The sequence below is a fragment of the Bacillus sp. JJ1566 genome, from assembly GCF_036962685.1.
Classification (GTDB): domain Bacteria; phylum Bacillota; class Bacilli; order Bacillales; family Bacillaceae_L; genus Ferdinandcohnia.
Genome location: NZ_JBALOP010000045.1, coordinates 1 through 14578, shown reverse-complemented (window position 1 = coordinate 14578; position 14578 = coordinate 1). Strand labels below are relative to the sequence as shown.

General features: G+C 38.4%; 16 protein-coding genes and 1 pseudogene. 6 read left to right on the top strand and 11 right to left on the bottom strand.

Annotated features, from left to right (window positions below):
• Positions 1–98: 98 nt before the first annotated feature.
• Positions 99–1289, top strand: coding sequence for an MFS transporter (locus V7112_RS17420; protein ID WP_335422145.1), 1191 nt, complete (start codon positions 99–101; stop codon positions 1287–1289).
• A 198-nt stretch (positions 1290–1487) separates the two neighbouring features.
• Here the strand turns inward: V7112_RS17420 and V7112_RS17415 are convergent, their stop codons facing one another.
• A complete protein-coding gene (locus V7112_RS17415) occupies positions 1488–2189 on the bottom strand; it encodes a class I SAM-dependent methyltransferase (RefSeq protein ID WP_335422143.1) in 702 nt (233 codons plus the stop codon).
• Between the two features lie 53 nt (positions 2190–2242).
• A complete protein-coding gene (locus tag V7112_RS17410) occupies positions 2243–2410 on the bottom strand; it encodes a hypothetical protein (RefSeq protein WP_335422141.1) in 168 nt (55 codons plus the stop codon).
• A gap of 163 nt (positions 2411–2573) precedes the next feature.
• On the opposite strand from V7112_RS17410, the gene V7112_RS17405 reads away from it, so the two are divergent.
• The 3 genes from V7112_RS17405 (at position 2574) to V7112_RS17395 (ending at position 4169) form a co-directional block, all read left to right on the top strand.
• Positions 2574–2765, top strand: a complete 192-nt coding sequence (locus tag V7112_RS17405; RefSeq protein ID WP_335422139.1) for a hypothetical protein — start codon at positions 2574–2576, stop codon at positions 2763–2765.
• A 149-nt stretch (positions 2766–2914) separates the two neighbouring features.
• Positions 2915–3613 (top strand): SGNH/GDSL hydrolase family protein, encoded by a 699-nt coding sequence (locus tag V7112_RS17400; RefSeq protein WP_335422137.1) that lies wholly within the window; start codon positions 2915–2917, stop codon positions 3611–3613.
• 115 nt (positions 3614–3728) lie between these two features.
• Complete coding sequence (locus V7112_RS17395; protein ID WP_335422135.1) at positions 3729–4169, top strand: VOC family protein; 441 nt, start codon at positions 3729–3731, stop codon at positions 4167–4169.
• A gap of 144 nt (positions 4170–4313) precedes the next feature.
• On the opposite strand, the gene V7112_RS17390 is transcribed toward V7112_RS17395, so the two are convergent.
• The 8 genes from V7112_RS17390 to V7112_RS17355 form a co-directional block, all read right to left on the bottom strand.
• Positions 4314–5849 (bottom strand): AMP-binding protein, encoded by a 1536-nt coding sequence (locus V7112_RS17390; RefSeq protein WP_335422133.1) that lies wholly within the window; start codon positions 5847–5849, stop codon positions 4314–4316.
• 1 nt (position 5850) lies between these two features.
• The gene (locus V7112_RS17385; protein ID WP_335422131.1) at positions 5851–6663 is read right to left on the bottom strand and encodes an SDR family NAD(P)-dependent oxidoreductase; all 813 of its coding nucleotides are present in this window, start codon (positions 6661–6663) and stop codon (positions 5851–5853) included.
• A gap of 357 nt (positions 6664–7020) precedes the next feature.
• Complete coding sequence (locus V7112_RS17380) at positions 7021–7482, bottom strand: hypothetical protein (RefSeq protein WP_335422129.1); 462 nt, start codon at positions 7480–7482, stop codon at positions 7021–7023.
• 54 nt (positions 7483–7536) lie between these two features.
• Entirely contained in the window at positions 7537–7854 is a 318-nt protein-coding gene (locus tag V7112_RS17375) for a hypothetical protein (RefSeq protein WP_335422127.1), read from the bottom strand.
• A gap of 67 nt (positions 7855–7921) precedes the next feature.
• Positions 7922–8578 (bottom strand): MOSC domain-containing protein, encoded by a 657-nt coding sequence (locus V7112_RS17370; protein ID WP_335422125.1) that lies wholly within the window; start codon positions 8576–8578, stop codon positions 7922–7924.
• Positions 8579–8593: 15 nt separating this feature from the next.
• Complete coding sequence (locus V7112_RS17365) at positions 8594–9166, bottom strand: DJ-1/PfpI family protein (RefSeq protein ID WP_438823912.1); 573 nt, start codon at positions 9164–9166, stop codon at positions 8594–8596.
• An 87-nt stretch (positions 9167–9253) separates the two neighbouring features.
• A complete protein-coding gene (locus tag V7112_RS17360; RefSeq protein WP_335422123.1) occupies positions 9254–10375 on the bottom strand; it encodes a M20 metallopeptidase family protein in 1122 nt (373 codons plus the stop codon).
• A 93-nt stretch (positions 10376–10468) separates the two neighbouring features.
• The gene (locus tag V7112_RS17355) at positions 10469–11602 is read right to left on the bottom strand and encodes a zinc-dependent alcohol dehydrogenase (RefSeq protein WP_335422121.1); all 1134 of its coding nucleotides are present in this window, start codon (positions 11600–11602) and stop codon (positions 10469–10471) included.
• A gap of 218 nt (positions 11603–11820) precedes the next feature.
• Here V7112_RS17355 and treP point away from each other — a divergent pair, with 218 nt between their 5' ends.
• Both treP and treR read left to right on the top strand, forming a co-directional pair.
• Positions 11821–13248 (top strand): PTS system trehalose-specific EIIBC component, encoded by a 1428-nt coding sequence (treP, locus tag V7112_RS17350; RefSeq protein ID WP_335422118.1) that lies wholly within the window; start codon positions 11821–11823, stop codon positions 13246–13248.
• A 95-nt stretch (positions 13249–13343) separates the two neighbouring features.
• On the top strand, positions 13344–14060 hold the full coding sequence (gene treR, locus V7112_RS17345) for a trehalose operon repressor (RefSeq protein ID WP_335422116.1): 717 nt from the start codon (positions 13344–13346) through the stop codon (positions 14058–14060).
• 440 nt (positions 14061–14500) lie between these two features.
• Here treR and V7112_RS17340 read toward each other — a convergent pair.
• Positions 14501–14578, bottom strand: a pseudogene (locus V7112_RS17340) (NADPH-dependent oxidoreductase); the annotation flags it as partial.

Genomic DNA, 14578 nt, shown 5'->3' with positions numbered 1-14578 from the left:
AATATGAGAAGAATAATTTTGTCATGAATGAAAAAACAATCTTGTTGTATCAATTATCACCATATTTAGAAATAGCCTTGAAAGGCGGTCTTATACCCATGGGTAAAGGAAAAGGTAAATTATGGACAAACCAATATGTCATTATTATTTTATTGTCCTTAGTGATGTTTGCTTCTTTTTATATGATTACAGCAGGTTTCCCCATTTTCGTATCAACTATTAGTGATAATCCTGCAATTGCAGGAATCATGACCACAACTTTAATGGTAGCATCACTCATTACGCGCTTCTTTGCAAGTGTCATTATTCAAAAAGTGAATATGAAATTGCTGCTTATTATTTCCCTTCTTTATTTTTTGGGGACAATCGGTCTTACTTTTGTAAACGACTCTATCGGATTTCTCATATTCATTAGAGCACTTCAAGGGATTGGATTTAGTATGCTTACGATTTTAGTCTTTACGATGTCAAGTAATATTGTTCCTAAATCTCGGTTAGGTGAAGGCATTGTTTTTTTCGCAATGTCTACAAGCGTTGGAACGACATTGGGGCCACTAATCGCCATTTCTTATCTTGCAAAGTATTCATTCAAGTCCATGATGATGCTAACTCTCGGTCTTATGGCTTTTTCATTTGTGTGCAGTTTTTTCACAAAAAATACGGTTATAAAAGAAAAGGAAAGTCCGGAAGTAACAAAAGAACCTTTCTATAAGTACATGTTTGATAAGCGAGTCCTTCTTCCATGTATTCTGGTAGCATTCAATTATATTGCAATTGCTGGGACAGTTAACTTTATGGGGGCGTTTGGAAAAGAAATTAATGTTGGTGGAAAGATTTCACAGTTTTTTATTGCACAAGGGATTGCGATGGTATTAGTTCGATCTTTCTCTGGGAAAATTTTCGATCGATTCGGCCATAGAATCCTTATTATTCCGGCCGCTATTTCAGGGGCTGGAGGATTAATCTTATTAGGCTTTTCTACTACTATGTGGATGGTTTGGGTCTCAGGGGTATTATTTGGAATCGCATTTGCCATCATCCATCCAATTATCCAAGCTTGGGCATTAACTCTTGTACCCCCTGAGAAAAAAGCAACGGCCAATTCAATGCTACTTATTTTTATAGATTTTGGACTAGCAGTTGGATCAGTGGGTCTTGGATTCTTAGCTAAAAGTGTTGGGTATGGCATGACTTATAGTTATTCAGCAGCTTTTATGATTGTTATTTTGTTATTGTATCTAATCGGAAGCAGGAAAACGGTGAAATTGGAAGCTAATAAAGTAAGTTAATCCTAACCTAAACACATACGAACTTAATAAACAAAACAAGGCTGTACCTTTATCAACTCTAACTTTTGGGACAGCCTCAGCTTGACTAAAGCCCGAGTAAGTTTAAGTGTATCCCTTCCATTTAATCATTGGCTTTAAATAGACGAGTAAACATACACTTAAATAAGTAAATCTTCAATTCGACTTGGTACCAAAACTCTACTTTTTAATTTGCATCAAGCTCGTCCATAGAAAGTCTTCACCTAAGATGTCATCTGATTGGTTAATCTTCTTCATTTTTCTAAAGTTCTTAATCGTAAAGTCCTTTTCAAATATTTCTTTTAGCCTCTTCTCCGTATAGCCTATTCCTCTATTAAGGCTTTTATCTTTATAAACATCCCAGTCGGATGTATCTAATGCTCCGTCTGTATTAAAACAAACAATTGCAAAAAGCCCGTCAGTCTTTAAAGCCCTTTTTAATATTTCAATGTATGTTAAACGTCGATGAGGGGCTAAATGATGAAATAGTCCGCAATCATAAATGAAATCATATGATTGTGTCTCGAACTCATAGTCAAAAAGGGAAGTACAATGGAATTTTATATGTACGCCTTCCACCTTTGCACGTTCCTTTCCCCACTCGATTGCATTTTCAGCAATATCAATAGCATCTACTTCGCAACCCTTCTTAGCCATATAAATAGCATTTCTTCCAGGGCCACATCCCAATTCCAATACTCTTTTTGGAGCAAGCCCATTGTTAAAATACTCTACCAAATTTTCATCCGGACCTGTTATTTTAAAAAATGGAATTTCTTTTGTTCGATCCTCATAAAAATTCTCCCAAAAACCCTTTGGCTCGCGTAAAAAATCATCGAGCATTTCTAATAAATCATCATAATTTAAGATTGTTTTCCCCATAAAACTTTCACCTCTTTATTTAACTTCGTTTATTGATGTTATTTTTTAATTCACTAAATCAAGATTATGATTAAAGCAATTGCTAAACAAAGGACTGCTGCATATTTTGATTGTTTGGCAGCTCTCTCGTCATCACTTTTTAAATATTGAAAGAAAGTTAAGGTAAAGTAAAAACTTAATATTGTTGATACAACTGCTATAAAATTGAACATATAGGGCATCGATAACCTCTCCTCATGAGATAGTAATACTCTACTATTTCTTTAAAGGGTAATCGTTTTCCTTCTTAAGTTATGGGAGATTTTAGGGATTGAGTATCGGAATATCAACATAATCATATATAATTGATTTATCTTAATTTATAGGAATCAGGCAGGTTATTCGATGAAGTTATATACACTAAAAATGCAGTTTAGGGGATATAAAAAAGGCACACAGTTTTACTTAATTGCTGAATCGGAATTTATCGGGGTTAAAGAGTTTGTGTTGAGAACGAAGGATTTAACGGATAGCATATCTATCACAGAAAATGAGCTTCTTAAACATTTTACATTCATAAAGAATTCTTCAATTTAACTTAAACTTTTCGTTCATTTGCCTTTTATGTGAATAGTGACAAATTTTACGAAACACCTTGCAACAACGCAAACAAATATTCCTATTAATTTTTGTTAAACAAGCAATTATAATTTTTTTAAGGTCAATAAAAAAGGAGGAATAAAACAATGAAAATCGGACTAATAGGCGACAGTTTAACAGAAGGTCGACCTGGAGTGTCTTTTGTTAACATTTTAAAAGAAAACTATCCAACTATTTCATTTGATAATCTTGGCAAACCAGGGGAGTCAGTTAAAAGTTTGCATACCCGCTTAACAAAAATAAAATTAGAAACAGATTATGATCTTATTTTCCTTTGGATTGGAGTCAATGATATTTATTCAAAATTGATGAGAGTCCAAGCACAACCTGTTGCGAAAGATCCCGGGGAGTTTAGGGAGTATTACAATGAAGTATTAAAAATAATTATTGCATCCTCTAAACATGTGATTACGGTTTCGCCAGCACTAGTGGGTGAAACTTCACAGAATCAACCGAATAAGGAATTAAAACATTTATCTTCCATCATCAAATCCCTCTCTAGCGATCACATAAATGTAAGTTTTCTAGATATGCATTCCGTATTTGAGAAACACCTTTCTATAGTGACTAGTTCAGATTACCTCAGTATTAAAGTTATGAGAGTGATGCTGGATGTTCTCTTTTATAAAAATCCATCTACCATCGATCGGTTATCAAAAAAGCGAGGACTTCACTTTACATTAGATGGCATCCATTTAAATAGTGCTGGTGCAGCGCTTGTTGCAGACGAATATTCAACTATGATAGATCAACTTTTATTAAACGACCATAAGTCCATTCAGTAGTCTATTGTATATTGAACTGTTTTATTCCAATAGCAAAGGAGGTAGTTGTTGGAATATATTGAAATTATTAATTTGCCTAGATGTCTAATAAATTCGTTTATAGGAGTGAGAAAGGATGGAATTAAAACAACAAAAAAAAGGGAAATTGGGGCAAACCATTCAAGTGCGTTTAGTCTCCGACCTAAAAAAATCGCAGGTATACTACCGTGATGTGCTAGGTTGTATAGTTGATGACTGGGGACACGCAGAACGAGACGGAATGACTATTATTCTCCAACAGTCAAACTCCGCAGAGGATGTGCGGCCAAATGCTGTATCAAAAAAACGTTCAGATTATCCAACAGATTGGGAAGGTCCTGAATTTGGATGGGATACGTTTATTCACGTTAGTTGGGATGACTTGGACTCTCTAGTTGAAGAAATTCGAGGAAATGGTGGAAATATTGAAGTCGAGCCGTTTACTAGTACACACGGCAAATGGGAATTTAAAAATACCTGTATAAAAGACCCAGATGGATACAATATCGTGTTAGGTTCAATGAGAGAAATTCAGTAATAATTTTATATTTGTTTGCTTACATCTAAAAATTTATATCATATCATCTTGTTCAACTAAAGTGTGCTTATGTTAAACAAGGTTTGTCCTGTATATCAAGGCAAACCTTGTAAGAATATAACTTCAAAATGGATTCCAATAAAATTAGAAAAGTGTTGTTTTTTTTAGCTGTTTTTTATCAAGTTTGCCTAAAGACGTATAGGGCAGTTGCTTAACCATAATAATTTCTTTTGGCAGTTGGAATCTAGCGACCCTTTGGCGCAGCCACTCCAGTAACTCTTCTTCTGTGAGATTGGCATTCTTTTCTAGGACGACAAATGCTTTTAAGCGTTGGCCAAATTCCTCATCTTCCGTTCCAATAACCGCAACGTCTTGAATGTGCGGGTGTTGAATTAGTACTTGTTCCACCTCAATCGGGTAGACATTTTCCCCACCCGAAATGACCATATCATCCATTCGTCCACATATAAAATAATAACCATTTTCATCTCTGTACACCAAGTCACCTGTTTCAATCCATGTATCCTTACGTATAGACCAGTCATTTTTCATACAAAGCTGGCCGACGGTGCCGATTGGAGCTTCATTTTTGTTGCGATCTAAGATATTTATGTTAAGTCCTGTTATCTTTTTACCGATGGTTTTGACCGAATACATTAGGTCCTGCGGAGTCGCGATAAAGTTCAGGCCCGTTTCTGAGGTTCCATACAAATTGTATAGAACTGGACCCAATTTTTGGAATGTCTCCTCGACAAGCTTTGTTGGAAGTTTTGCCCCACCTGATGCGATACATTTGAGAGATTTTAAATATTCTTGGTTTGTTTGGAGCATTTTTTGTAGCATTAAAGGGACGACGGTAACAGCCTCAATTTGATGTTGACGAATGAGTTCGCAGGCCGTTTTTGCATTGAATCCACTTGTGATTACTACTTTTTTTCCTAATGGAATAAATAAAAGCAAAACAGCAATTCCATATCCGTGGTAGATTGGGGTTGCAATATATGCGTTCTGATAGTCCAATATCCGTAATCGTTTAATAAATGCTACGAATGGATTTAAATAATGAAAAAGTGAAGGTTTATGCGTCGCGTCTTTAGACATTCCTGTAGTACCACTGGTTTGCAGAACAAGTTTGCCTTTAGTGGTTCTAGGCAAATTTGCTTGTTCTGTCTTGGATTTTAAAAAATTACTAATAGCTGGCATGTCCTGATGATAGCTCAAAATCTTTTGGTTAGAGTAGTTTTGAAGGATGGGACTTAATTCATCATCATAAATGATGAGGTCGAACTTGTGTCGCTCCGCGAAACCGTTGAACTGTTGCTTGCTTATTTCGGTATTTAATAGATAAAGGTCTGCTCCCACTCGAGATACGGCGAAAATGGATTTTACGAGTGACCCGTGGTTTCTGCATAAAATCCCTACTTTCATTCCACTTTGGAGTTGAGCTTTTTCTACTAGAGTTTCTGCGAGTTTCGTTGATTGTTCTAGAAGCTGTTTGTAGGTTAACGTTTCATGATCGTCAACAAGCGCGATTCGATTTGTGAATTTCTTTTCAGCAAAATGTAGGAGAGTCATCAAATTAATTCCGCATGTCATTACAGACATGAATAAGCGGTACAACCCAATTGGAGAAAGCAAATTTATTTTATACAAAACATAAACAAGTCTAATCAGTTTCATTTTACTTTCCCTTCTTTGAAAAATCTCCTAGGTTCGATAGGAAAATCGATAGTAGTTGTCCGAAAATGAGCCACCATGGTTGGTATTTTTTCTTACGGGTGTACATTGATTTACAAATGATTCTCGCAGCTTGCTGTGGCGACATTGCAGGTACATTTCGGTATCCAGGAGTTGGTTCAATCATTGGTGTTCGGACTAATGGCAGGTAAATGGAAGTTGTTGCGACTTCCTTTAATTCGGGCGAAACCGACCTTAGCCACATATCAAACGCTGATTTCGATGCCTGGTAGGCGGCAAAATACGGAACTGGTGCCAATCTGGCATTGACAGTCGATACATTGATAATCTGTCCTTGGCTTTTTTGAAGCAAAGGAATGATGGATAACAATATTTTTACAGGCGCATAGTAGTTAATCGCCATTGTTCGTGTGAAGTCATGAAACCGGTCAAGAGATGCGTAGATGGATCGCCTGATCGAGAGACCAGCGTTGTTGATGAAGATGTCTAAAGTTGGTTGATTATGTAAAAGGACTAGAAGATTATTAAGTTCGTCCTCTTTTCTAAGATCCGCTTGGAATATACTCACTTTAGTGGTTTGCTTTTCGATGTCATTTTTGATGGTTTCCAGCAGTTCGCCTCTTCTCGCGACTAGAATTAAATGACAATGGATACCGGCAAGTTGATAGGCTACTTCCTTGCCGATGCCCGAGCTCGCCCCAGTGATAAGGATTGTTTTTCCGGAAAGTTCGGCGTGGAGCTTCTTTTTATTTAATGATGTGGGTAAAAATATGAGTGATTCTAGTAAGTTTTGCATATGTACACCCTATTCATAAGTGATCTTGGAAAACTAGTTGGGATGAAGGACTTTTCAATGGCTCAGGCGGTTCGTTCAGGTCTTCATCAACCTTATGAAGACCCTTTCCATGAACGTAGCTGCTCGTTCGAGTCTTCATCGACCTTATGAAGACCTTTTCCATGGACTAGGCTACTCATTCAGGTCTTCATCTACCTTATGAAGACCTTTTGCAGGAACCTAGCTGCTTGTTCGAGTCTTCATCGACCTTATGAAGACCTTTTCCTTGGACTAGGCTACTCATTCGGGTCTTCATCGACCTTATGAAGACCTTTTCCTTGGACTAAGCACCTAGTTAGAGTCTTCATTTATAAACTATTATTCTTTTATTAAATAAACAACATCATCTTCACGTTTAACTTGAAATGTTAGATCATCACTTACCTTTAAAACCGTTGCGTACTCTGTGAGAGTTTCTCCTAAGTAAGAGAGGCCATAACCGTTGTTAGTCGGGTATCCATATACATAGCAAACTACTTCCCCATCCTTAAGGAACACAATTTGATCCATTCCTTCATTCACTGTTTCCTGGATTCGATCCCATTTATATCCCACGGTTTTGTAGATTTCTTCCTTTGGTGTGTATGGACCGAAGGAATAGACCGTATCCCATTCGAAAGGAGTGAGATCAGTTAAATTGATTGCTTCAACAGATTGTTCAATGGATAAGACTTCTTCACGGAGAAGCTCCTCATTTTTCTCCCACAGGTCTTTTTTAAATAGAAAGAAACTGGCTACCATTACAATTCCTATTATGACGATTGTCTTTTTGTACTTCATCAATTTCCCCCCTATAAAAAGGGTGTTAATCCTGCTAGTATTAACACCAAGAAACTATTTTATATGCCGCTCAATCGAGTACCAGGCATAGAAGCGCATCAGTGGAAGGTATAAGGCAACAATGCCTATAAGCGAGTATAAACTATTTACTAGAAATAGAATCATAGCCAATACAGATCCTAGAATCGCTTTAACATTTCCTGATGTACCGTTTATTGGCTCATTCCCAACAAATACCGTTTCCCAACCTTTTAATGTTTTTGAATAACAACGATCATGATAGGCCTTTACAATGAGAAAATACGTTGTGACTAAAAGATTGCTTTTATCCGTTATTTCAGCCGAACATTTTTCGCAATAAATGTGTTTCAACCATTTCATCTCCCCGGAATAACTTGTTATCCTTTTTACGAATTTTCCCACAAAAGGTTTCAAAAAATTATTGACGGGCTTTCAATCTAGTTAATCGTTCGTTTAACATGTCTTTCCACTCATCAGCCAATTCTTCAACTGCTAAAATCTTTTGTATCCCCTCAATATCACGTGGCCTTTTAAAATAGATTTCATTCGCCTCAAGAATTGTGACTTGATTGGGATTTCGCTCAACCAAGGATATAGTCGAATCCTTTCGTACCGTTCCTTCTTTTAAGACACGCGCCAAGTATCCTGTAAAGCCAGTTTGGACCATCATTTTTAACAGATAAGGATTGTTCGTTCTTTTTGTAATCGTGCTGCACGGAATGCGACCTTGGGTGATTTGAATAACAGCGTCCCCAATCCGATAAACATCCCCGATACACACATATTTTTCTTCCATACACGTGAGAGTTAAGTTCTCCCCAAAAGTCGGTAGCGGAAGCTGTACTAAAAATTCAATTTTCCACAGTGAATAATGTTCATATGGATATATACAAACGGCACGGTCAGGTCCACCATGATGCTTTAAATCGGCAACCCCATCCCCACGGAAACCGTCTTTTGTTAAAAATGCCTCTTCCACGGCCTGTTTACGAATCCCTGTTATTATTTCCTCATTTTTACCGTACGTCATTTTTTTAGGTAGCCCAATTGAAAAATTCTTAATTTCGATTGTCATGGCTGTTCCCCCTTTCTATAGACCTTCCATCAATCTATTTCGTTGCCCTTTGTAAAATTCTCTTGTGAATTCGGGATGGTTCAATGCCCCAAGATGTTCAGCAACAGCAAGTGCAAAATCAACATAGGCATGACCTTGAGCCGTGATCACATTATCTGTTTTCACAACCGGTTCGTATCGAAAATTTTCCTCTTCAAAACAACCGAGGAAGTTGCGCTGCTCTTGATGAAGAGTAACTGTGTATGGTTTGTTCTCTAGTACCCCCGCTCTTGCTAACACATATGAACCACTACAAATGGCTGCAGTTAATTTATTCTGTTGGTAAAAGTCTTTTGTAAGTTGAAACAATTCTTCCGTGTCCTTCACATTGATGAGATCTCCCCCAGGAATAATAATCCCCCCATACTCTGTTAGGTCTACCTGCTGAAACATCAAATGTGGCATAAATTGAAGCCCTGATTCACCAGTGATTGTTTTTAGCGAATTCGCAACTGTTACAACCTGATATGTCCCTCTCAGCATCGCCGTCGCCACGGTTATCTCAAACTCCGAAAATGTATCATAAATAGCGAGTAAAATTTTTTTTATAAAAAATCACCCCTTTTGATTAGAAATTCAACAAGGTTGAAACAATTCCCTTCTATAAGTCTAGTTTAATAGAACGATCCTGTCTTTTTACTCCATCCCCGCAAGACCTTTAAACATTTCTACCCCAGTTTCAATGATTTCATCACGGAAATCATATTCGAAGGTATGGATGGGTGGATGCTCTTCACCGTTTCCTATATAAAAATAAGCCCCTCTTACAAGCTTTAAATAGTGTCCATAGTCCTCTGACGAACGATATGGTGAGGTTAACTCACGTAACGGAAATCCTTTTTTGGCTGCAGCTTGGCGTACTTTATCAACCGATTCCGAATGATTGACGGTTTCCGGAAATTCATCCTGATAATGAAAACAAACCTTAAGTCCTTGCTCTTGCCCTAGTTTGGTGACGAGATCCTCAAGGCTTTGTTGAAGCATGTTTAATTCTGCTTCTTTTTCAGCACGGATTGTTAATCGGAGAACCCCTCGATGGGCAGCAATTCCGTAATTTTCCGAACCAATATCAACCTGGATAATCGTGCCTAGGACGAGACCCTCATATTTATCTGAAGAAGTTAACTCGGGTAGGCTCTCTATGATTCTAGCAATTACAAAAGAAGGATTGATTCCATCTTCTGGTTGACTAGCGTGGGCAGGTGAACCAATCAATTCAATGGACATCCCTTTTGAGGCACAATGGGCAGTCCCTTCAATCACATGCACGGCCTTGAATTCAATGCCTGACATATTGTGATAACCATAAATTTCATCAATTTTTTCCTCTTTCATTACTTCCGCACATTCAATTCCACCTTGACCCGTTTCTTCTGCATGCTGGAAGAGGAAAATCATATTTTTATCCGCACCCTTTTGATCCACTTCTAGTGCGAATCCAGCAAGTGTGGCGGAGTGCCCGTCATGACCGCATTTATGAGAAACCCCTGGCACAGTCGATTTCCATGGAAGGTCAATTGTTTCAGGTATCGGAAGTGCATCAAAGTCTGCTCTAATTGCAATCGTTGGTTTATCTTCGCCGGCCTTATATTTTGCATAAAAATATTTACCCTTATCGATGATTTTTAAGTTCGTTGTATGTATGTTAAGGAAATTCATCAAATGCTGCTTCGTCCATACTTCATGATATGACAATTCAGGATGCGCATGTAATTCATGTCGAAGTCGAATCGCCAACTCTAGATTTTTCTGGTCCACTCCCAATCCCCCCTATTGATTCCATTTTACATGATTGAATAGTCTTCCGGACAAATAAAAAATCGACAAGCAAGACTTGTCGAATTAGTTTCTTTATGGTTTTAATACAACCTTTATGCAATCATCATCGCGGCCATTGAAGATTTTGTAGGCATGGCTTGCCTCATCCAGGGACAGCTTGTGAGTGATGATATCCGTTGGATCAAATTCCTTGTCGACTATTTTTTTGTATAGCTCTGGCATGAAATGAACAGCAGGGGCTTGACCCATTTTTAAGGTAATGTTTCGATTGAAAAAGGCACCAAGTGGAAACATATTATAGTTCGCACCATACACCCCGGTTAAATGAACCGTACCGCCTTTTCGAACAGCCTTTGTTGAGATTTGAATTGGGCCAAGTGTCCCACCTTGAAGCTTTAGCTTTTGCTCGATAAATTCAAGCGGTGACTTTTTCCCATCCATTCCAACACAATCAATGACAACATCAGCTCCACCGCTTGTAATTTCCTTTAAATGCTCGCCCATATCATCATGCTTTGTAAAATCAAATACTTCTACTTTATTTGTTGCTTTCGCATGGTCCATTCGATACCCGATGTAGTCGACTGCAATGACACGTTTAGCTCCCTTCATCCAGGCAAATTTTTGCGCCATCAAGCCAATTGGTCCACATCCAAGGATGATCACGGTGTCTCCTTCCTTGACGCCGGCGTTGACCACGCTCCAATAGGCAGTTGGAAGTACATCGCTTAAAAAAAGCAATGCCTCGTCCTCTAATTCGCACGACTCTGGAATTTTAAAAGGAATAAAGTTTCCGAATGGAACTCTTAAGTATTCCGCTTGACCTCCTGGGTGGTCGCCAAATTTTTCGGAGTAACCAAAGTAGCCACCTGAATCATAATGCGGGTTTGCGTTGTCACATTGGCTTTCTAATTCGTGCTCACAATAATAACATTTTCCACAAGCGACCGTAAAAGGAATGACAACCCGATCGCCTTTTTTAACATGAGTGACTTCGGGTCCTACCTCTTCGACAATTCCCATTGGCTCATGTCCAATTACATATCCATCTGGCAGTGGAATATTCCCTTGATATAAATGGAGGTCGGAGCCGCAAATCGCGGTTGAGGTGATGCGAACTATGACATCATCCTTTTTAATGATTTTTGGATCATCCACTTGTTTGACTTCAACCTTATATGGATTTTGATATGTAACAGCCTTCATTTTTACACTCCATTCCCATTTTGGTTTTCAGGTTATTTTTTGCGATGGATGGGAAGTTATACTTAGGAAGAACTGGCATAAAAATCCTTTATTTGTAGAGCTTAAAAAAGGGTGAGAAAAAGTATTTGACATACTTGTATATACAGGTTAAACTGAAAACGTAAACACGACATGTATATACAGGATTCGACATCCTGAACAGTAAGGGGGAAATTCTAATGAGTAAGTACACTGATCCGGCGAAGGAATTACTTGACCACATTGGTGGTAAAGAAAATATCGCAGCGGTTACACATTGTGCTACAAGAATGCGCTTCGTACTAAACGATCCGAAAGACGCAGATATAGAAAAAATTGAGGGAATTGGGCTTGTCAAAGGAACATTTACACAGGCTGGTCAATTCCAGGTTATTGTTGGAAATGAAGTTGCTTCTTTTTACAATGAATTCGTAAAACACGCTGGTGTTGATGGAACAAGTAAGGAAGAAGCAAAGGTTGCTGCTAAGCAAAATATGAACTGGCTCCAACGTATGATGGGGCATTTAGCCGATATTTTTACGCCGATTATTCCAGCACTTGTTGTTGGGGGTCTGATTTTAGGTTTCCGAAATGTGATCGGTGATATAAAATTACTTGACGACGGTACAAAAACAATTGTTGAAGTTTCTCAATTTTGGGCTGGTGTTCATGCGTTTCTCTGGCTAATTGGGGAAGCGGTCTTCCACTTCCTACCGGTTGCAATCACATGGTCCATTACTCGTAAGATGGGAACCTCACAAATTCTTGGGATTATTTTAGGGATTACGCTTGTATCTCCTCAATTGTTGAACGCATATGGAGTTGCAGGTGCAGATGAAATACCAGTTTGGGATTTTGGATTTTTCCAAATAGAAATGATTGGATATCAGGCACAGGTTATTCCTGCTATTTTAGCTGGATTCGTACTTGTTTATTTAGAGCGTTGGTTACGTAAGATATCACCAAATGCCATATCCATGATTATTGTTCCATTTTTTGCATTAGTGCCTGCTGTGTTAATTGCACATACCATTCTTGGACCACTCGGTTGGACAATCGGTTCTTGGATTTCTGATGTTGTATACACAAGCTTAACTTCAGCATTTGGTTGGTTATTTGCGGCAATCTTTGGATTCGCCTATGCACCACTTGTTATTACTGGTCTACACCATATGACAAATGCGATTGACCTTCAATTGATGAGTGAGTTTAACGGAACTAACCTATGGCCAATGATTGCATTATCAAATATTGCCCAAGGTTCTGCCGTTCTCGCGATGATTTATATTAACCGTAAAAATGAAGAGGAAAAACAAGTTTCCATCCCAGCATGTATTTCTTGTTACCTCGGTGTAACAGAGCCTGCGATGTTCGGTATTAACTTGAAATACGGCTTCCCATTCTTAGCTGCCATGCTTGGTTCCATGGTTGCAGCGATTATCTCAGTGGGTAGCGGTGTAATGGCGAACTCTATCGGGGTTGGAGGTATTCCTGGTTTCTTATCTATTCAAGGTGGACACTGGGGTATGTTCTTCGTCTCAATGGCAGTTGCGATTGCAGTTCCATTTATCTTAACTGTCATCTTCGCAAAAGCTAATGTTGGTAAGATTTCATTTGGGAAAAAGTAATAAAGATGGGAGGGGATAAAATTCCCCTCCCCTTTTTCACTTTAATGCGGTAAAATAGTATTTAAAAATATTTATACATTGATTGGGGATTCTTTATGACTAACAAGTATCTAACAATCTATAGCGATTTAGTAGAAGAAATTAAAAGCGGTAACATTAAGGCGAATAGTCTATTGCCTTCTGAACATGAATTAAAAGACACATACAATACCTCTCGCGAAACGATTCGTAAGGCGCTAAACCTGCTTTCGCAAAATGGGTATATTCAAAAAATGAAAGGCAAAGGCTCTATTGTGATTGATGTTAATAAGTTTGATTTTCCAGTTTCGGGTCTTGTAAGCTTTAAGGAACTTGCAGAGAAAATGGGAGACCACCCGAAGACAATCGTGCATGAATTGACGGTCGGAAAACCAGATACATTCATTAAACAGCAGCTTCAGCTTTCAAGTAAAGAACAGATATGGAGTGTAGTCCGTACAAGGGAAATGGGTGGCGAAAGAATTATATTGGACAAGGATTTTATTTCACGAAAATACGTCCCAGAACTCACCAAGGAAATTTGTCAGGATTCGATTTATGCCTATTTAGAAAATGAACTGGAGCTAGCCATTAGTTTTGCGAAAAAAGAAATCACGGTTGTGGAGCCAACTGATGAAGACAGGGAGCTTCTTAATTTGGATGGTTATCATAATGTCGTAGTTATAAAAAACTATGTGTATTTGGATAATGCTAGTTTATTTCAATACACCGAGTCTCGCCACCGCCCGGACAAATTCCGATTTGTCGATTTTGCGCGGCGGACACATGTATAGGGGATTGGATTGGTGCTGGCGAAAGATCCCTATTTAGCTAGGTTGATGCCTAATCTGACGTGGAGATGTAAATTATCTTCGTGATGAAACATATATTGCTGGGGCGATGCAAATCTCTGCGATGACGCATATATCTTTTTGTTGATGCAATTATCACCGAGTTGACGCATATATCACCACGACGGCGCATATATTGCCGCAACGACGGAAATATAATCTTGTTGACGCATATTTCGTCGGGACGACGCAAATATCACCACGACGGCGCAATTAGCTTGGATAAAGCGCATTTAGCTTGATTAATGCGCAATTATTTTCAATTAAAACGCAATTACCCTCCGCTAAAGCGCAATTATCAAATTTAAAGCGCAATCCCCCAAATGTAGACCCAAAATAAAAACAGGATGGCCCCATTAAGGGCTCATCCTGTTTTTTCGTTATTAGCGAACTGTTTTTAAAGCTCCGCTCCAAGATGCAACTTGGTCTAACATTAAGTTTACGTTGTCTAGGTGTAGATC